Raw genomic sequence first — 19,825 nt, 5'->3', positions numbered from 1 at the left:
GCCGGGCTTCAGCTTCGATTTCCATCCTTCAGGAGAGGGCTCATGGACGATAACCAAATGTGGGCATTCAAACCTTACACCCGGCAAACCATCCGCAATGCACCGCAATGGACCCGCTTCTCGGCGGAGCAGCGCGAGGTCATTGAAGTGGTTTCCCTGGTACTGCCGTTTCGGGTCAACAACTACGTGCTCGATGAACTGATCGATTGGGACAACATCCCCGACGACCCTATCTATCGGCTGACGTTTCCCCATCGGGACATGCTGCGCGAACACGAATATGCCGCCTTGCGTGATCTACTGGCGGCCGCCGCGCCGCAACCGGATATCGACAAGCTGGTCAACAGCATTCGCCAGCGGATGAACCCGCACCCGGCGGGGCAGATGACCCACAACGTGCCCCACCTGCACGGCAAGCCCCTGGCCGGTATCCAGCACAAATACCGGGAAACCGTACTGTTTTTCCCCAGCGCCGGGCAAACCTGCCATGCCTATTGCACCTTCTGCTTCCGCTGGCCGCAGTTCGTCGGCATGGAGGACCTGAAGTTCAATGCACGCAGCTCCGAGACGCTGGTCGAATACTTGAAGCTGCACCCCGAGGTCACTGACGTACTGATCACCGGCGGCGATCCACTGGTCATGAGCGCACGGGCGTTGAAAGCATATATCGAACCCCTGCTGACGGACGAACTGGCCCATATACAGAACATCCGTATCGGCACCAAGTCGGTGGCCTACTGGCCACAGCGCTTCATCAGCGACAAAGACTCCCTGGACCTCCTGCAGCTGTTCGAAAGCGTTGTCGCCGCCGGGCGAAACCTGGCGATCATGGGTCACTACAATCACCCACGCGAACTGAAACACCCTCTCGCCCAGACGGCGGTGCGCAATATCCTCGCCACCGGTGCGACCCTGCGCATCCAGGCACCACTGATCCGCCATGTCAACGAGTCGCCCGAAGACTGGGCCGAGTTGTGGACCACCGGCGTGCAGTTGGGGGCCATCCCCTACTACATGTTCGTCGAGCGCGACACCGGCCCCAGCGAGTACTTCAACCTGCCACTGGCCCGCGCCTATGAAATCTTCACCCAGGCCTACCGCAGCGTCTCGGGTCTGGCGCGCACGGTAAGGGGCCCGTCCATGAGCGCCTTCCCAGGCAAGGTGATGATTGACGGGATCACCGAGATCGCCGGGGAAAAGGTCTTCGTCCTGCAGTTCCTGCAGGCCCGCGACCCGCTGTGGGTGCGCCGACCGTTCTTCGCCAAGTTCGACCCCGAAGCCACCTGGTTGGACGACCTGGTGCCGGCCTTCGGCGAAAAACGCTTTTTCTTCGAAAAACAGATGGCCGCCAACGACGCCGTGATACCGGTGGAGTTGATCGATGAAGACGAACGCCTGCTGGAGGTCACGGAATGAACCACTCTTTGCCCGACACCAATGTCCCCCGCTACGAAGTCTTCGCCTTGCGCTACGCCACCCATGGCGAGCGGCGCAGCGCTGAAAACTACCTGGGCGATGATCCCCACGATGACATTTCGATGCCCCTGGACTTCTATATCTGGGTGATCCGGGACGGCCAGCGCACGATTCTGGTCGATACCGGTTTCAGCGCCGAAATGGCCGCGCGGCGCAAACGCACCTACCTGCACTCCCCGGTCCAGTTGCTGGAGCGCCTGGACATCGATGCCAACGCCGTGCAGGACATCGTCATTACCCACATGCACTACGACCATGCCGGCAATATCGATGCATTTCCCAATGCCCGACTGCATCTGCAGGAAGCCGAGATGGCCTATTGCACCGGTCGCTGCATGTGCCATCAACCACTGCGCAAACCCTTCGAAGCGCGTGATGTGGCCTCTGCCATCGAGCGCCTGTATGCCGGCCGGGTCGAGTTCGCCAACGGCGACAAAACCATCGCTCCCGGCATCAGCGTGCACTTGCTGGGCGGCCATACCGCCGGCCTGCAAGTGGTCCGGGTGCATACCGCGCGCGGCTTCATCGTGCTGGCCAGCGATGCCGCGCATTACTGGGACAACCTGCGTTCGCGTCGGCCATTCCCGATCGTGCTTGACGTGGCCGGCATGCTCGACGGCCACCAGCGCATCGAAGATCTGGCCGCCGGGCCGCAACACATCATCCCCGGCCACGACCCGGCGGTACGCCTGCGGTTCCCAAGCTGGAGAGGTGAGTCGGACATTGTCGCCCTGCACGAACATCCGGTTTCCAACCTCGCGCTGGATGCGGCGCCCTGGGCAAATGAATGAAAGGGCTCAGCGTAGCCCCGCAGCGGACCAGGAGGTTCGAACAATGCAGCCAATAAAAGTGGCAATCATCGGCATGGGCCCAAGAGGCCTGACCGTGCTGGAAAGGATGTTGGAACATGCTCGCACGCTAGCGGCGGGCACACGCTTGCAGATCGAGATCTTCGACTCCCGGCCTCTCGGAGAGGGAGCACATGATTCGCGGCAACCCGATCACTTGTTGATTAATACCGTGTCGTCCCAAGTGACCATGTTCGCACCGTCGAGCCTCGCCGGCGCGGAACAGGATTTGTCCCTGGTGCAATGGGCACGCCGGGAAGGTTACCGTCGCGTGGGGGCGCTGTATTGCCGAACCAGCGCCGAGGTGGGCGAGCCCATTACCGATGCCGACCATCTACCGCGCAGCCTGCTGGGGGAATACCTGGCCTGGTTCTATCAGCACCTGGCGCGGCAACTGCCGTCGAACATCGCGCTCATGCCGAGGCCACACAAGGTCATCGACCTGATCCCCAAGGGCGAAAGCTACGACGTGGTTCTGGAGAATGGCGACGTCCATCCGGTGGACTACGCGGTGATTGCCACCGGGCATGGCAACCGTCAGCCGACGGCCCAGGACCTCGAGCTGTCGGCATTCACCGAACAGCAAGCCGCCAATAACCGGCTCCTGAGCTATTTCCCCAGTCCCTACCCGGCGCAGGGCCTCGATCGTATTTCCTCCCTGGCAACCGTCGCCATCCAGGGCTTTGGCCTGACCGCCCACGATGTCATTTCCGCCCTGACCCTGGGTCGAGGCGGACGTTACATCGAGCACGAAGGGCGGCTGAAATACCTCGCCTCCGGCGAAGAACCCCGGCTACTGCTGTTCTCGCGCAACTGCCTGCCATTCGCGGCGCGCGGGATCAACCAGAAAGGCTTGACCGGCAAACACACCGGGCAGTTCTTCACGCCAGCCGCCATGCTGGCGCGCCGTGAGCGCGTGCTGGCCAGTACCGGCAGCGCGCAACTGGACTTTCGCCACGATGTACTGCCCTTGATCATCAAGGAAATGGCCTATGCCTATCGAATCGCGGCAACGGCGCAACCGGTGGCCGCTGATGGTTTTGAGCCCAGTGCCGAAGAGCTTGTGGCGATCAACGGGATTCTCTGGCCCCTCGACGGCCAGGCATTCGCCAGCCAGGAGGATTTCGGGCGCTTTTTTGAATCCCTGGTTCGCGATGATCTCGCCCACGCTCTCAAAGGCAATATTGGCAGCCCGGTAAAAGCCGCCACCGACGTCTTGAGAGACACCCGCGAGGCTTTGCGCGTGGCGGTCGAATACAGCGGCCTGAGCCCCGCCTCCCACCAGTACTTCGTCGAGCATTTCAACGCGATCACCAACCGTGTCTCCTTCGGCCCGCCCAGGCAGCGCAACTTCGAATACCTGGCCTTGCGCGAGGCCGGCCTGATCGACATCGCCGGCGGCCCGGGCGCGCAACTGCTCATGGATCACGACCGCGCCCAATTCCGGATCGACACCTACTACCCCGAGCACATCGAGCAGCGCTACGCCGATGTCGTGGTGGTTGCGCGCCTGGACACCTATTCGCCGCTGAGCGACGCCGCCGCGCTGACGAAGAACCTGCTTGCCCGCGGCTTGATCCAACCTTATCGCAATGGCGGGTATCACCCCGGTGGCATCGACATCGACGCCGACCTGCACCCACTCAACCTGTTTGGAAAACCGGAAAAGCGCCTCTGGGCCATCGGCTATCCGGTCGAAGGCCTGCATTTCTATACCCACGCCCTGCCCCGTCCCGGGATCGCCTCGCGTCAGACCCAGGACGCGCAACGTTGTGTCCTCGGCCTGTGGGAATCGATAGCCGAGCGTCAGGGGCTTGCCCACCTCGCATCGGCCAATGATGACTGCAATCGCTCGGCCAATGTGCTTTCAGGAGGCCGACCTTGATCAGACTGCATGGTTTTTATCGCTCGTCGGCGACCTATCGGGTACGTATCGCCCTGAACCTCAAGGCGCTTGATTATGTGTCGGTGGAGCACGACCTGACCCAAGGCGAACATCGCCTGGCTCCCTACCTGCGCCTCAATCCCCAAGGCCTGGTACCGGCCCTGGAAATAGATGGCGGGGTGCTGACGCAGTCGCAGGCAATCATCGAGTACCTGGATGAGGTCTATCCAGGCGTACCGCTGCTGCCATCGACCCCACGAGACCGCGCCCGGGTACGGGCGCTGTACCAGCTTATCGCGGCAGACACCCATCACGTGACCGCGATGCGCGTCGGGGCCTACCTGCGAACGCAACAGGGGGCCAACGAACAACAGGTCCGCGAATGGCAACACCACTGGCTCAGCGAAAGTTTCAGCGCCCTTGAAGCCCTGCTCGACAGCGGCGGCCCAGCCGCTCGCTTCGCCCACGGCAACCAGCCGACGCTCGCCGACATTGCCCTGGTGCCCCAGGTCTACGCGGCCCGGCGCCTGAACCTGGCAATCGAGCCATGGCCGAACCTGAGCCGGGTCGTCGAAAACGCCCTGGCCGAACCGGCGTTTATCCGCGCGCACCCGGACAACCACGCAGTGCCTGCTCAAAGCCTCGAGGCTTTGACATAAGCCTGTGCCTGATCACGTTTAGCTACACCCGCTACACCACGTTTCACCCACAAATATAACCAGCAAGGAGAGTGCAAGATGGGCCTCAATACGTACTTTGACCGCAAGCATCTGGAAGCGCATTACGCAACGACAGAAGACTACAAGCAGCGGTCCGACTCTTGGGAAACCCTGGCTAAACACCCGATCAGCCAATGGTATGCCGAGCAACTCAAAGAGCTGAAGTTCACCGAGGTACTTGATGCGGGTGCCGGCCTGGGCCGGTTCAGCGATGCCGTGGCGCGCTCCAAGGACGTCAATATCACCGCGATCGATATCTCCCCGGAAATGGTGCAAGCCACACGTGAGCGCGTGGAAGGCCTGCCGGGCAATCATCGGTTCATTCAGTCCTCCATCGAGGAGGCACCGTTTGAGCAAGGGGCTTTTGACCTGATCCTGGCCAACCTGGTTCTGCACCACGTACCCGACATCAAGGTCGCGTTCGAGAAACTGGCCACACTGGTCAAACCAGGTGGACACATCAGCCTGCTGACCGCCGACTTCGATTGGATGCACGAATTGAATCGGCTGCAGGATCATGCCTTGCTTACGCTCGGCTTCCCGTTTGACGGCCCGGCATTGACCGCCGCCGGTACCAACAGCTTCTGCGAAGCCAACATCCAGCGCTTCGTCCCGGCATCCCTAACGCTGGTCAAAAAGCCCTGGTTTGACGGCACCATGGTGTTCCCGGACGTCGACGCCGTGCTGAACTTCTACACCCGCACCCTGCGCTATAAAAACATCGCCCAGCAGATCGGCGACGATTCGCTCAAGCACGCCGCCCGTGAACTGATCGAAAAATATTGCCTGCAGGATGGCGAGCTGAAAGTGTCCAGCAGCGTCTACCAGTATGTGTTCAAGAAGCTCTGATGAGCTAGATCGACGCGCAGACTGAACCGATGGCCACCCCAGCCGGGGTGGTCATCGCTTGGCAATGGCCGCCATGGACATATCGACAATGGCCGTCAGGCGTGACTCTTCGTGGACCATTTTACCGAATACCCGTAGCCCCTGGATCATGCACAGCAGGAAGTCGCCCACTGTTTTCTCATTCAGGGTCGAGTTGAACACCCCTTCGGACTGACCACGGATGACCGCCGCCGTCAGCAAGGTCAGGGTCCGGCTCATGAAGGATTCGATGCGTGCGTGCAACTGGGTGTCTTCCGGCATCATCTCCAGCGTGGTGTTGACGATGAAGCAGCCATCCAGGCCCTCGAGCGCGGAAGCGGAACGGGTGTAATGCAGCAACGCCGCCCTGAGCGACTGATCGGCGGGTTCGCTGGAATTGAGCCGAGCCGCCAACTGGGCGATCGAGCCGTCGCTGTAATGCTCGATAGCCGCCAGCAGCATGCCGTGCTTGTCACCGAAAGCACCGTACAAACTACCGCGCATCAGCCCGGTGGCCTTGCAGATTTCGTCCAGCGAGGTACCGCGATAGCCGCGCGCCCAGAAAACATGCGCAACAACCTCGGAAATAGCGGCAACGTCGAACTCTCGAGGACGTCCACGAACCGGAGGGCTGGCGGTTTTTTTGGCAGGATCGGTATTAGGCATGCTCGCAATAATACATTGACGGGATGGCAGGGTGGCAAAAAAATGCCCCATGTCGCCATCCGACACAGGGCACGCTTACTTATCCACAATCCGCCGCGGGCGGGCGCCTCAGGCCAGGGCTTCGCTGCGCTTGCCAAGCAGGCGGTCGATCAGCACTGCAATCGCCAGCATCACCACCGACGGCACCAGCCACGCCAGGCCCTGCTCGCTCAGCGGCAGGTGCGACAGTTGCGTCGGCATCCAGTCCGCCAGCCCGGCGCCCTTGAGGGCGTCGATCATGCCGAACAGCAACGACACCAGCATCACCGGCCCGACGATACGCCCCTGCGCATGCCAGAACGACTGGCAGAAGCTCAGGGCCACCAGGGCGATGCACGGCGGGTAGATCGCGGTCAGGACCGGGATCGAGAAGGCAATCAGCTTGGTCAGCCCCAGGTTCGACACCAGCAGCGAGAACGCCGCCAGGATGATCACCAGGTTCTTGTACGACAGCGGCAGGACACGGCTGAAGTACTCGGCGCAGGCGCAGGTCAGGCCCACCGCCGTCACCAGGCACGCCAGGGAGATCAACACCGCGAGGAAACCGCTGCCGAGGGAGCCGAAGGTGTGTTGCACATAGGCGTGCAGCACCGCCGCGCCATTGCTGGCCCCGGTCGCTATTTCATGGCTGCCCGAACCCAGGCGGAACAGGCTGATGTACACCAGCGCCAGGCCGACCCCGGCAATCAGTCCGGCAATGATCGCGTAGCGGGTGATCAGCCGGGGCGAATCGACGCCACGGGAACGGATGGCATTGACGATGACGATACCGAACACCAGGGCGCCGAGGGTATCCATGGTCAGGTAGCCATTGATAAAGCCCTGGGAGAACGGGGCCGCGACGTACTCGGGAGTGGCGGTGCCGATATCGCCGGCCGGCAAGGCAAACGCCGCGATCCCCAGGGCTGCCAGGGCAATGATCTTCAGCGGTGCGAGGAAACGGCCGACGGTGTCCAGCAAACGCCCAGGGTACAGGGAGATGAAGAACACCAGCAGGAAGTACACCGAGCTGTAGAGCAACAGCGCCAGCGGGCTTTCACCGGTCAACGGCGCCAGGCCGACTTCGAAGGATACGGTGGCCGTGCGCGGGGTGGCGAACAATGGGCCGACCGCCAGGTAGCAGGCCGCGGCCAACAAGCCGCCGGCGAGCTTGCCGATGGGACTGCTCAGGTCATCCATGGCGCCGCCGACCTTGGCCAGCGCGACCACGGTGATGACCGGCAGGCCGACCGCGGTGATCAGGAAGCCCAGCGCCGCCATCCAGACATGGGGCCCGGACTGCAAACCGACGATCGGCGGGAAGATGATGTTGCCGGCCCCGACGAACAGGGCAAAAGTCATGAAACCAAGTGCCAGGATGTCCTGGCCTTTCAACACTTTCATTTAAGGAAATACCACACTGCTGAATCGGAATTTAGAGAGGGATTTCCCGTAGGGTGAGGGAAATGCTGTCGACCCGTATGGGGTTGACCCGTTTAGCGCGCGGCGGCCTTGTGGGCTGCGGACGCAAAGAGGCGGACATGCTAGCAAATCCAGGTACAAGGCGCACTATTTGAGGGCGCTCATGTCCTGCGAGCGACATTTCAGCGTCGCGTTTTCATATGAAATCGTTGTTGTCAGTGCCGGCCTCTTCGCGGCACAGGCGGCACAAACTTATCTGACACCCAGAAAGCACAAAGGCCACCCGAGGGTGGCCTTTGCTGGTGGAGCGTCAGCTAAGCGCGAGGCTTACTTGACTGCCCAACCGGTCAGCTCGGCCAGGGCCTTGCCGATGTCTGCCAGCGAACGCACGGTTTTCACACCGGCGTCTTGCAGGGCAGCGAACTTCTCGTCCGCGGTGCCTTTGCCGCCGGAGATGATTGCGCCCGCATGGCCCATGCGCTTGCCCGCAGGGGCAGTCACACCAGCGATGTAGGAAACAACCGGCTTGGTCACGTGTGCCTTGATGTAGGCAGCCGCTTCTTCTTCAGCCGAACCGCCGATCTCGCCGATCATGACGATCGCTTCGGTCTTCGGGTCTTCCTGGAACAGCTTCAGGATGTCGATGAAGTTCGAGCCCGGGATCGGGTCACCGCCGATGCCGACGCAAGTCGACTGACCGAAACCGGCGTCAGTGGTCTGCTTCACAGCTTCGTAGGTCAGGGTGCCGGAACGGGAAACGATACCGACCTTGCCTGGCAAGTGAATGTGACCTGGCATGATGCCGATCTTGCATTCGCCTGGGGTGATCACGCCTGGGCAGTTAGGGCCGATCAGGATCACGCCCAGTTCGTCGCACTTGACCTTGGCGTCCAGCATGTCCAGGGTAGGAATGCCTTCGGTGATGCAGACGATCAGCTTGATGCCGCCGAACGCCGCTTCCAGGATCGAGTCCTTGCAGAAAGGAGCTGGAACGTAGATCACGCTGGCGGTGGCGCCAGTCGCGGCTACAGCGTCTTTCACGGTGTTGAACACCGGCAGGCCCAGGTGCTCGGTGCCGCCTTTGCCCGGAGTTACGCCACCGACCATCTTGGTGCCGTATTCGATGGCTTGCTGGGTGTGGAAGCTACCCTGCGAACCGGTGATGCCCTGGCAGATAACCTTGGTGTCTTTATTGATCAGGACGCTCATTATTTGCCCTCCGCAGCTTTGACAACTTGTTGAGCAGCGTCGGTCAGGCTGGTAGCAGCGATGATGTTCAAGCCGCTTTCTGCCAGTACTTTAGCGCCCAGTTCAGCGTTGTTGCCTTCAAGGCGAACAACAACCGGGATTTTCACGCCGACTTCTTTCACCGCGCCGATGATGCCTTCGGCAATCATGTCGCAGCGAACGATGCCGCCGAAGATGTTGACCAGTACTGCAGCGACGTTGGTGTCGGACAGGATGATCTTGAACGCTTCGGTTACGCGTTCCTTGGTTGCACCACCGCCCACGTCGAGGAAGTTGGCTGGTTTGCCGCCATGCAGGTTGACGATGTCCATGGTACCCATGGCCAGGCCAGCACCGTTGACCATGCAACCGATGTTGCCTTCCAGAGCCACGTAGTTCAGTTCGAACTTGGCGGCGTGCGCTTCGCGCGGATCGTCCTGGGACGGATCGTGGAAGGTTTTCAGCTTAGGCTGACGGTACATGGCGTTGGCGTCGATGTTGATCTTGGCATCGAGGCAATGCAGATCGCCGTCGGCCTTGATCACCAGCGGGTTCACTTCCAGCAGGGCCAGGTCGTGATCCTTGAACAGCTTGGCCAGACCGACGAAGATCTTGGCGAACTGAGTCACTTGCTTGCCTTCCAGACCCAGCTGGAATGCCAACTCGCGACCCTGGAATGGCTGAGCGCCAACCAGTGGATCGATAGTGGCCTTGAGAATTTTCTCAGGGGTGTCGTGCGCGATTTTCTCGATGTCCACGCCACCTTCGGTGGAAGCCATGAACACGATGCGACGGCTCGAACGGTCAACGACAGCGCCCAGGTACAGCTCTTTAGCGATATCAGTGCACGATTCAACCAGGATCTTGGTGACAGGCTGGCCATTGGCATCAGTCTGATAGGTCACCAGACGCTTGCCCAGCCACTGCTGTGCGAAGGCTTTAGCGTCTTCTTTGCTGCGAACCAGCTTAACGCCGCCCGCTTTACCGCGACCACCGGCGTGGACCTGGGCTTTGACAACCCATTCGGTACCACCGATCTTGTCGCAAGCTTCTGCTGCTGCTTCCGGGGTATCTACCGCAAAACCCTGGGATACTGGCAGGCCGTACTCAGCGAACAGCTGCTTACCCTGATACTCGTGAAGATTCATGCTTTTTACCGTCTTCGTTAGGTACTGCGCATTCGGTGCTGCACTGATTGCAGTGCCGCACCACCTGTGACTGCTGCTCGCGTCGTCTTCCGGTTGCCCGGCCCGACGACGCAAGACTGCGTCCAGCGGACGTTCCGCGGTGAGTCTTGCGCGCAAGGCTCACGACGGGCGGGCCGCCGTGGTTTCTTATTATCTGCTTAGCGTTTTTTCTTGTTGGCAATGTGGATGGCGCCGCCATTCACTGCCAGTGCCGCTTCGTGCAATGCTTCGGACAGGGTCGGATGGGAGAAAACCATCATGCCGATGTCCTCGGCACTGGTGCCGAATTCCATACCGATCGCGCCTTGCTGTACCAGCTCGGCAGCGCTTGGGCCAATCACATGGACGCCCAGCACGCGGTCGGTCTTGGCATCGGCGATGACCTTGACGAAACCGCCGGTATCGTTGGCTGCCATGGCACGGCCACTGGCGGCGAACGGGAAGGTGCCGATGTTAACTTCAACGCCCTCGGCTTTCAAAGCCTGTTCGGTTTTACCGACCCATGCAATTTCCGGGTGGGTGTAGATAACCGATGGGATCAGGTCGTAGTTCATCTGGGCTTTGTGGCCCTTGATGCGCTCGACGACCATGATGCCCTCTTCCGAGGCCTTGTGTGCCAGCATCATGCCACGCACCACGTCACCGATGGCGTAGACGCCCGGTACGGCGGTGGCGCAATGATCGTCGACGTGCACGAAACCGCGCTCGTCCAGGACCACGCCGCAATCAGCCGACAGCAGGTCGGTGGTCACAGGGCGACGGCCAACGGCAACGATCAGCTTGTCGAAGGTAATGGTCTGTTCGCCGGCGGAGTCGGTGTAGGTCACCACCACTTCCTTGCCCTTGTTGACCTTGGAACCGGTCACGCGAGCGCCCAGCTTGATGTCCAGACCTTGTTTGGTCAGGGTTTTCAGCGCTTCCTTGGAGACGGCGGTGTCGGCAGCCATCAGGAAGGTGTCCAGCGCTTCCAGTACAGTCACTTTGGCGCCCAGACGGGACCAGACGGAACCCAGTTCCAGCCCGATCACGCCGGCACCGATCACGCCCAGGCGCTTCGGTACGGCCTGGAATTCCAGGGCGCCGGTCGAATCGACGATCACGTTCTGGTCAACCGGAGCCGGTGGAATGTCAATCGGACGCGAACCTGGCGCCAGGATCACGTTCTCGGCTTCGATCACTTCAACCGTGCCGTCAGGCTTGGTCACTTCGACTTTCTTGCCAGCCAGCAGCTTGCCGTGGCCCTGGATCGAAGTCACGCCATTGGCCTTGAACAGCGTCGCCACACCGCTAGTCAGGTTCTTGACGATATTGGCCTTGCGACCAACCATCGCCGGCACGTCCATTTTCACGGCGCCGGTAGAGATACCGTGGATGGCGAAGCCTTCGGTGGCTTCATGGAACTTCCAGGAGCTGTCCAGCAGCGCCTTGGACGGAATGCAGCCAACGTTCAGGCAAGTACCGCCGAGGGCCAGCTTGCCCTCTTTATCCTGGTACTTCTCGATGCAGGCAGTCTTGAGACCAAGTTGCGCTGCCTTGATGGCGGCTACATAGCCGCCAGGGCCGGCGCCAATCACTACCACGTCGAATTTCTGGGTCATGTGTCATTCCTTATCGAATCAAACCGGACGGCCCCTCGTGGGGACCGTCGTGGGACGAAGCTGATCGTTTAAGCGGGCAAGGCACAAGCGCCCTGCCCCTTGGGTGCAATCAGATATCCAGCAGCAGGCGAGCCGGGTCTTCCAGCAGGTTCTTGATAGTCACCAGGAAAGACACCGCTTCCTTGCCGTCGATCAGACGGTGATCGTAGGACAGCGCCAGGTACATCATCGGCAGGATCACCACTTCACCCTTGACCGCCATCGGGCGCTCATTGATGTTGTGCATGCCCAGGATGGCGGCTTGTGGCGGGTTGACGATCGGAGTCGACAGCAGGGAACCGAATGTACCACCGTTGGTGATGGTGAACGTACCGCCGGTCATTTCGTCGATGGACAGCTTGCCGTCACGGGCTTTCTTGCCGTAGGTGGCGATGCCGTTCTCGATTTCGGCCAGGCTCATCAGCTCGGCGTTGCGCAGGACCGGGACCACCAGGCCACGATCGCTGGACACAGCGACACCGACGTCGGAGTAACCGTGGTAAACGATGTCGCCGCCGTCGATGGAAGCGTTGACCGCCGGGAAGCGTTTCAGCGCTTCGGTGGCTGCTTTCACGAAGAACGACATGAAGCCCAGGCGCACGCCATTGTGGGTCTTCTCGAACAGGTCCTTGTACTTCGAACGCAGGTCCATGATCGGCTTCATGTTCACTTCGTTGAACGTGGTCAGCATCGCCATGTTCGACTGCGCTTCAACCAGGCGCTTGGCCACGGTGGCGCGAACGCGGGTCATCGGTACACGCTTCTCGACGCGGTCGCCGGCAGCGAACACCGGCGCGGCGGCGGCCGGAGCGGCAGCCTTGGCTGGAGCGGCGGCAGGCGCGGCTTTCTTGGCGGCAACAGCAGCCACCACGTCTTCCTTGGTCACGCGACCGCCTTTGCCGGTACCGGCAACGGCAGCGATGTTGATGCCGTTTTCTTCAGCCAGCTTGCGCGCCGCCGGTGCAGCCACCGGATCGTCTTCGCCAGCAGCGGCCGGAGCAGCCGCCTGGGCAGCAGCAGCCGGAGCAGCGGCGGCGGCAGGAGCGGCAGCGGCAGCGCCGCCTTCAACGATGGAGCCGAGGACTTCGTCGGACAGAACGGTGTCGCCTTCGTTCTTGACGATAGCGCCCAACACGCCGTCGGCGGTAGCCAGTACTTCCAGGACCACTTTGTCGGTTTCGATGTCGACGATCAGGTCGTCACGCTTGACGGCGTCGCCCGGTTGCTTGTGCCAGGTGGCAACGGTGCCATCGGCAACCGATTCCGGGAAAGTGGGGGCTTTGATCTCGATAGCCATTATCTGTGGTTCCTTAAATTCGGTTTCAGGTGCGCGAAGGCGTTAAACAGTAAAGGCATCTTGCAGCAGTTTTTCCTGCTGCTCAGCGTGCATCGATGCATAACCACAAGCCGGTGCGGCAGAGGCGTCACGGCCGGCGTACTCAAGTACCAGCGACTTGTTGTGCCCGCCGACAATGCGACGCATGTGATGCTGACTGCTGTACCAGGCGCCCTGGTTCATCGGCTCTTCCTGACACCAGACGATGTGCTTGAGGTTCTTGTACGGCGCCAGGATTTCGATCAGGTCGTCTTCCGGGAACGGATACAGTTGCTCGATACGCACGACGGCGATGTCGTCACGGCCTTCGGCACGACGTTTTTCCAGCAGGTCGTAGTAGACCTTGCCGCTGCACAGAATCAGACGACCGACCTTTTTCGGGTCCAGGGCGTCGATTTCCGGGATAACGGTCTGGAACGAACCTTCGGCCAGATCTTCCAGCGTCGAGATAGCCAGCTTGTGACGCAGCAGCGACTTCGGCGTCAGCACGATCAGCGGCTTGCGCAGCGGACGGATGACCTGGCGACGCAGCAGGTGGTAGATCTGCGCGGGGGTGGTCGGCACGCAGACCTGGACGTTGTGCTCGGCGCACAGCTGCAGGTAGCGCTCCAGACGAGCCGAGGAGTGCTCCGGCCCCTGGCCTTCGTAACCGTGCGGCAGCAGCATGGTCAGACCGCACAGACGGCCCCACTTGTGCTCGCCACTGGTGATGAACTGGTCGACAACCACTTGGGCACCGTTGGCGAAGTCGCCGAACTGGGCTTCCCAGATCACCAGCGCTTCCGGCGTGGTGGTCGAGTAACCGTATTCGAACGCCAGCACCGCTTCTTCGGACAGGAACGAGTCGTACAGGTCGAAGCGTGGCTGACCTTCATACAGGTGCTGCAGCGGAATGTAGGTGCCCGCGTCTTTCTGGTTGTGCAGCACGGCATGACGGTGCGAGAACGTACCGCGGCCGATGTCCTGGCCGGTCATGCGGATCGGGTGACCTTCGAACGCCAGGGTCGCGTACGCCATGGTTTCGGCGTAACCCCAGTTGATCGGCAGGCCGCCGGCTTGCATCTTCTGCCGGTCTTCGTAGATCTTCGCGACCTGGCGCTGGACCACGAAGCCTTCCGGGATTTCCAGCAGCTTGGCGGACAGTTCCTGCAGGGTCTTCAGATCGAAGCGGGTGTCGTGACGTGCGGTCCACGCATGACCCAGGTATGGGCGCCAGTCGACGAACAACTCCTTGTTCGGTTCCTTGACCAGGCTTTTTACCACGTGCAGGCCGTTGTCCAGGGCGTTGCGGTATTCGTCGACTTTCGCCTGGACACGCGCTTCATCCAGCACCTTGGCCTGAACCAGGCGCTCGGCGTACAGCTCACGGGTGGTGCGCTGCTTGGTGATCTGCTGATACATCAACGGCTGGGTGCCGCTCGGTTCATCCGCTTCGTTGTGACCACGACGACGGTAGCAGACCAGGTCGATCACCACGTCGCGCTTGTACTGCATGCGGTAGTCGATGGCCAGCTGGGTCACGAACAGGACAGCTTCCGGATCATCGCCATTCACATGGAGGATCGGCGCCTGGATCATCTTCGCAACATCGGTGGCGTACTCGGTGGAACGCGAGTCCAGCGGGTTGCTGATGGTGAAACCGACCTGGTTGTTGATCACGATGTGCACGGTGCCGCCGGTCTTGAAACCGCGGGTCTGCGACATCTGGAAGGTTTCCATGACCACGCCCTGACCGGCGAACGCCGCGTCACCGTGGAGGGAAATCGGCAGAACCTTGTCACCGGTCGCATCGTTGCGACGGTCCTGGCGGGCGCGAACCGAACCTTCGACCACCGGGGAAACGATTTCCAGGTGGGACGGGTTGAACGCCATGGCCAGGTGAACTTCACCGCCGGTGGTCATCACGTTGGACGAGAAGCCCTGGTGATATTTCACGTCACCGGAACCCAACTCGACCTTCTTCTTGCCTTCGAACTCGTCGAACAGCTCACGCGGGTTCTTGCCGAAGGTGTTGACCAGCACGTTCAGGCGACCACGGTGGGCCATGCCAATGACGATTTCCTTGGTGCCATAGGAACCGGAACGCTGGATCAGCTCGTCGAGCATCGGAATCAGGCTCTCGCCACCTTCCAGACCGAAACGCTTGGTGCCCGGGTACTTGGTGCCCAGGTACTTTTCCAGGCCTTCGGCGGCGGTGACGCGTTCGAGCAGGTGGCTCTTGATGTCCGCGGAGAAGGTCGGACGGCCGCGCACGCTTTCCAGACGCTGCTGGAACCAGTGGCGTTGCTCGGAGTCGACGATGTGCGTGAATTCAGCGCCGATGGTGCGGCAATATGTCTGCTGCAACGCTTCGTGAATTTCACGTAGGCTCGCTTCCTCTTTGCCGATGAACAGGTCGCCGGCACGGAAGGTCGTATCAAGATCGGCATTGGTCAAGCCGTAATGATTGATCGACAGGTCTGCGGGTGCAGGACGCTGCCACAGTCCCAGCGGGTCGAGCTGGGCTGCTTGGTGGCCACGCATCCTGTAGGCCTGGATCAATCGCAGCACTTCAACCTGCTTCTTCTCGTGCTCACTGCTCACACTGCCGGCGGAAACCGGTTGGGCGCGGCGCTGGTTCTTTGCCAGCAAGACGAAATGATCGCGGATTGTCGAGTGCGAAACATCGGTGGCAGCGTTGCCGTCGGCGGGCAACGTCTGAAATTTGGTGCGCCACTCTTCTGGCACAGCGTTAGGGTCGTGCAGGTAGAGCTCGTAGAGCTCTTCCACATAGGCAGCGTTACCACCTGAAAGATAGCCGCTGTTCCACATGCGCTGCATCACGCTTTCTTGCATGCTTGGTCACCCTCGGTTAGGGGACACCACCGGCGAAAACACCACGCAAGCTTGCAGAAGTCCGAATGCAGCGACCAAAACAAGCCACTTGGGATCACGCTGATAGTCCGGGTACCAGCCCGGATGCCCCTGCTGGTCTCATTTCTTCAAAAATAAGAGCCACAGCTTTATGAGCCGTTGCTCTGGTTATAGCCGGAGCGCGGGTTGAAGCCCGCGCCCTGGCCTTTCTACGGTTACAGCGATACCACTCTTTACAACAGCTGGTTTACACCAGCCAGGTTACAGCCGCTGAATCACACGCCGCTTTGCAGCAGCATGTTACGGATGTGACCGATGGCCTTGGTCGGATTCAGGCCTTTCGGACATACGTTGACGCAGTTCATGATCCCGCGGCAGCGGAAAACGCTGAACGGGTCATCCAGCGAAGCCAGGCGCTCGGTCGTCTTGGTGTCGCGGCTGTCTGCCAGGAAGCGGTAGGCTTGCAGCAGGGCGGCCGGGCCCAGGAACTTGTCCGGGTTCCACCAGAAGGACGGGCAGGAAGTCGAGCAGCAAGCACACAGGATGCACTCGTACAGACCGTCCAGCTTCTCGCGCTCTTCCGGCGACTGCAGGCGCTCGATGGCCGGGGCCGGCGTGTCGTTCTGCAGGAATGGCTTCACCTTCTCGTATTGCTTGTAGAAGATGCTCATATCGACGACCAAGTCACGGATCACCGGCAAACCAGGCAGCGGACGCACCACCAGCTTGTTGCCCTTGACCACCGCGGACAGCGGCGTGATGCACGCCAGGCCGTTCTTGCCGTTGATGTTCATGCCATCGGAACCGCACACGCCTTCACGGCACGAGCGACGATAGGAGAAACCTTCGTCCTGTTCCTTGATCAGCGCCAGCACGTCCAGCACCATCAAGTCCTTGCCACCGGTGTCGACCTGGAAAACCTGGGTTTTCGGCGCCGAGTCGGTGTCCGGGTTGTAACGATAAACTTCGACTTGCAACATATCGATCACCCTTTAGTAAGTCCGGACTTTTGGTTCGAAAGTCGGAACGGTCTTCGGCGAGAAGTTAACGGCACGCTTGGTCACACGCTTCTCACCCGGGAAGAACAGGGTATGGCACAGCCAGTTTTCGTCGTCGCGCTCTTCGAAGTCTTCACGGGCGTGAGCGCCGCGGGACTCTTTGCGATGCTCGGCGGCAATCGCCGTGGCCTCGGCCACTTCCAGCAGGTTTTGCAGCTCGAGGGCTTCGATACGCGCGGTATTGAAGGCCTGGGACTTGTCGTTGATCTTGACGTTGGCGATACGCTCGCGCAGGCCAGCCAACTGGGCGATACCCTTCTGCATGTATTCGCCGGTACGGAATACACCGAAGTAGTTCTGCATGCAGCTTTGCAGCTCGCGACGCAGGGTGGCGACATCTTCGCCGTCGGTGCGCTCGTTGAGCTTGGCCAGACGGTTCAGGGCCACTTCGATATCGGTGTCGGTGGCGTTGCGGTATTCGATACCTTCGGACAGCGCCTTCTCCAGGTGCAGGCCGGCCGCACGACCGAAGACCACCAGGTCGAGCAGCGAGTTTCCGCCCAGGCGGTTGGCACCGTGAACCGATACGCAGGCCACTTCACCGACCGCGAACAGGCCAGGGATGATGGTGTCGACGCCGTTGGCGTCCTGGGTGATCGCCTGGCCATGGATGTTGGTGGCAACGCCGCCCATCATGTAGTGGCAGGTTGGCACGACCGGAACCGGGGCAACGACCGGGTCAACATGGGCGAAGGTCTTGGACAGTTCGCAGATACCTGGCAGGCGGCTGTGCAGCACTTCCTCGCCGAGGTGGTCGAGCTTGAGCAGCACGTGGTCGCCATTCGGGCCACAGCCGTTGCCGGCGATGATTTCCTTGACCATCGAACGTGCTACCACGTCGCGACCGGCCAGGTCTTTCGCGTTAGGAGCATAACGCTCCATGAAACGCTCGCCGTGCTTGTTGATCAGGTAACCGCCTTCACCGCGGCAGCCTTCGGTGACCAGTACACCGGCGCCGGCGATGCCGGTCGGGTGGAACTGCCACATTTCGATGTCCTGCACCGGCACGCCGGCACGCAAGGCCATGCCGACGCCGTCACCGGTGTTGATCAGGGCATTGGTGGTGGACGAGTAGATACGGCCCGCACCGCCTGTCGCCAGTACGGTGGCGTTGGCGCGGATGTAGGAAGTTTCACCGGTTTCGATGCAGATCGCGATCACACCGACGAACACGCCGTCCTGGTTCTTCACCAGGTCAACCGCGTAGTACTCGTTCAGGAACGTGGTGCCCGCCTTCAGGTTGCCCTGATAGAGGGTGTGCAGCAAGGCGTGGCCGGTACGGTCGGACGCCGCGCAGGTACGCGCCGCCTGGCCGCCCTTGCCGAAGTCCTTGGACTGGCCGCCGAACGGACGCTGGTAGATGCGGCCGGTTTCAGTGCGGGAGAACGGCAGCCCCATGTGGTCCAGTTCGAAAACCGCGGCCGGGCCTTCCTGACACATGTATTCGATAGCGTCCTGGTCACCGATATAGTCGGAACCCTTGACGGTATCGTACATGTGCCAGCGCCAGTCGTCGTTCGGATCCGCGGACGCGATGGCGCAGGTGATGCCACCCTGGGCCGATACGGTGTGCGAACGAGTCGGGAACACCTTGGTGACCACGGCAGTCTTGTGACCGCCCTGGGCCAGTTGCAGTGCCGCACGCATGCCCGCACCGCCGCCGCCAATGATGATGGCGTCGAAAGAAATCGTTGGAATGTTAGCCATGAATCAGATACCCCAGAGAATCTGCACACCCCAGACGAAGTACGCGAACATCGCAACGCCGCATACCACCTGGAAAAGGAAACGCACCGCTGTCGCGGACTTGCCCAACGCCATTTGCGTCAGGTAGTCGGTCGCGATGGTCCACATGCCGACCCAGGCGTGAGCGCCCAGGGCCACCAGGGCCAGCAGGCTGAAGATGCGCATCCCGTTGTGGGCGAACAGGCCGTGCCACTGGGCATAGCCCAGGCCCGGGTTCGCAATCACGTATCCGATCAGGAAAATGAAGTAAGCCGCGAGAACGACCGCCGACACGCGTTGTGCCATCCAGTCATAGAGGCCCGAACGCGATAGGTTTGTGACGTTGGTTACCATATCCAGACTCCTGCCAGCACGATGATCACCACGGAAACGGCGATAACGATTTTCGAGCCCAGTTTGCCGCCTTCCAGCGTTTCACCGATGCCCATGTCCATGATCAGATGGCGCACGCCGGCAACCAGGTGATACAGCAAGGCGGACAGGATGCCCCAAATCACTAGCTTGGCTAGCGGACTGGTCAGACACGCTTTCACCTGACCGAAGCCTTCCTCGGAACTCAGCGACTTGTCCAATGCGTAGAGCATGATGGCCAGGCTGACAAAGAGGATGACACCGGAAATTCGGTGAAGAATGGACGTGTAAGCAGTGACTGGGAGTTTGATGGTCCTTAGGTCTAGGTTTACAGGTCGTTGGCTTTTCACGGCTTTTTTTTCACTGATGAGCCCTAACGATCAGGGCAAAGTTGTTGGGCAAGTGCACTGGTCAGGTACCCACCACCCAGGGAGTGACGCCCCCCAGTAAAACAGGCCCAAAAGCCCCTGGCGGTCGGCTGCCGAGTATAGACAGTTAGGCTACTAATGACAACGCAAAGGACTACCCC

16 protein-coding genes are annotated in these 19,825 nt (G+C 60.8%); 5 read left to right on the top strand and 11 right to left on the bottom strand.

What is annotated here, in order from left to right; all coding sequences use genetic code 11:
- Nucleotides 1–42: 42 nt before the first annotated feature.
- The 5 genes from M5B96_RS11975 to M5B96_RS11955 all read left to right on the top strand — a co-directional run bounded on the left by M5B96_RS11975 (nt 43) and on the right by M5B96_RS11955 (nt 5,777).
- Nucleotides 43–1,416 (top strand): KamA family radical SAM protein, encoded by a 1,374-nt coding sequence (locus tag M5B96_RS11975; RefSeq protein WP_248796900.1) that lies wholly within the window; start codon nt 43–45, stop codon nt 1,414–1,416.
- Complete coding sequence (locus M5B96_RS11970; protein ID WP_248796899.1) at nt 1,413–2,267, top strand: N-acyl homoserine lactonase family protein; 855 nt, start codon at nt 1,413–1,415, stop codon at nt 2,265–2,267. Before M5B96_RS11975 ends, M5B96_RS11970 begins: the two co-directional genes overlap by 4 nt.
- Before the next feature lie 43 nt (nt 2,268–2,310).
- Nucleotides 2,311–4,209, top strand: coding sequence for an FAD/NAD(P)-binding protein (locus M5B96_RS11965; RefSeq protein ID WP_248796898.1), 1,899 nt, complete (start codon nt 2,311–2,313; stop codon nt 4,207–4,209).
- Entirely contained in the window at nt 4,206–4,868 is a 663-nt protein-coding gene (gene maiA / locus M5B96_RS11960) for a maleylacetoacetate isomerase (protein WP_248796897.1), read from the top strand. The genes M5B96_RS11965 and maiA overlap by 4 nt, the downstream gene beginning before the upstream one ends.
- A gap of 78 nt (nt 4,869–4,946) precedes the next feature.
- Entirely contained in the window at nt 4,947–5,777 is an 831-nt protein-coding gene (locus M5B96_RS11955; protein WP_248796896.1) for a class I SAM-dependent methyltransferase, read from the top strand.
- Nucleotides 5,778–5,828: 51 nt separating this feature from the next.
- Here M5B96_RS11955 and M5B96_RS11950 read toward each other — a convergent pair whose 3' ends face one another.
- The 11 genes from M5B96_RS11950 to sdhC form a co-directional block, all read right to left on the bottom strand.
- Nucleotides 5,829–6,461 (bottom strand): TetR/AcrR family transcriptional regulator, encoded by a 633-nt coding sequence (locus M5B96_RS11950; protein WP_248796895.1) that lies wholly within the window; start codon nt 6,459–6,461, stop codon nt 5,829–5,831.
- A 108-nt stretch (nt 6,462–6,569) separates the two neighbouring features.
- Nucleotides 6,570–7,883, bottom strand: coding sequence for a branched-chain amino acid transport system II carrier protein (brnQ, locus tag M5B96_RS11945; RefSeq protein ID WP_248796894.1), 1,314 nt, complete (start codon nt 7,881–7,883; stop codon nt 6,570–6,572).
- Nucleotides 7,884–8,228: 345 nt separating this feature from the next.
- A complete protein-coding gene (gene sucD / locus M5B96_RS11940) occupies nt 8,229–9,110 on the bottom strand; it encodes a succinate--CoA ligase subunit alpha (RefSeq protein ID WP_019692317.1) in 882 nt (293 codons plus the stop codon).
- Nucleotides 9,110–10,276, bottom strand: a complete 1,167-nt coding sequence (sucC, locus tag M5B96_RS11935) for an ADP-forming succinate--CoA ligase subunit beta (RefSeq protein ID WP_103498765.1) — start codon at nt 10,274–10,276, stop codon at nt 9,110–9,112. Before sucC ends, sucD begins: the two co-directional genes overlap by 1 nt.
- 197 nt (nt 10,277–10,473) lie before the next feature.
- The gene (gene lpdA / locus M5B96_RS11930; protein ID WP_248796893.1) at nt 10,474–11,913 is read right to left on the bottom strand and encodes a dihydrolipoyl dehydrogenase; all 1,440 of its coding nucleotides are present in this window, start codon (nt 11,911–11,913) and stop codon (nt 10,474–10,476) included.
- A gap of 109 nt (nt 11,914–12,022) precedes the next feature.
- Entirely contained in the window at nt 12,023–13,249 is a 1,227-nt protein-coding gene (gene odhB / locus M5B96_RS11925; protein WP_248796892.1) for a 2-oxoglutarate dehydrogenase complex dihydrolipoyllysine-residue succinyltransferase, read from the bottom strand.
- Between the two features lie 42 nt (nt 13,250–13,291).
- Complete coding sequence (locus tag M5B96_RS11920) at nt 13,292–16,123, bottom strand: 2-oxoglutarate dehydrogenase E1 component (protein WP_248796891.1); 2,832 nt, start codon at nt 16,121–16,123, stop codon at nt 13,292–13,294.
- Nucleotides 16,124–16,416: 293 nt separating this feature from the next.
- Nucleotides 16,417–17,121 carry a succinate dehydrogenase iron-sulfur subunit gene (locus tag M5B96_RS11915; RefSeq protein ID WP_177057648.1) on the bottom strand — a complete coding sequence of 235 codons (705 nt, stop codon included), beginning with the start codon at nt 17,119–17,121 and terminating at the stop codon, nt 16,417–16,419.
- Nucleotides 17,122–17,133: 12 nt separating this feature from the next.
- Nucleotides 17,134–18,906, bottom strand: a complete 1,773-nt coding sequence (gene sdhA, locus M5B96_RS11910; RefSeq protein WP_248796890.1) for a succinate dehydrogenase flavoprotein subunit — start codon at nt 18,904–18,906, stop codon at nt 17,134–17,136.
- 3 nt (nt 18,907–18,909) lie between these two features.
- Nucleotides 18,910–19,278 carry a succinate dehydrogenase, hydrophobic membrane anchor protein gene (sdhD, locus tag M5B96_RS11905; protein WP_248796889.1) on the bottom strand — a complete coding sequence of 123 codons (369 nt, stop codon included), beginning with the start codon at nt 19,276–19,278 and terminating at the stop codon, nt 18,910–18,912.
- The gene (gene sdhC / locus M5B96_RS11900; protein ID WP_040065285.1) at nt 19,272–19,646 is read right to left on the bottom strand and encodes a succinate dehydrogenase, cytochrome b556 subunit; all 375 of its coding nucleotides are present in this window, start codon (nt 19,644–19,646) and stop codon (nt 19,272–19,274) included. The genes sdhD and sdhC overlap by 7 nt, the downstream gene beginning before the upstream one ends.
- Between the last annotated feature and the right edge of the window lie 179 nt (nt 19,647–19,825).

It is taken from the genome of Pseudomonas sp. MWU13-2105, assembly GCF_023242315.1.
Taxonomy (GTDB): domain Bacteria; phylum Pseudomonadota; class Gammaproteobacteria; order Pseudomonadales; family Pseudomonadaceae; genus Aquipseudomonas.
This window is presented reverse-complemented; position numbering and strand designations above follow the sequence as displayed.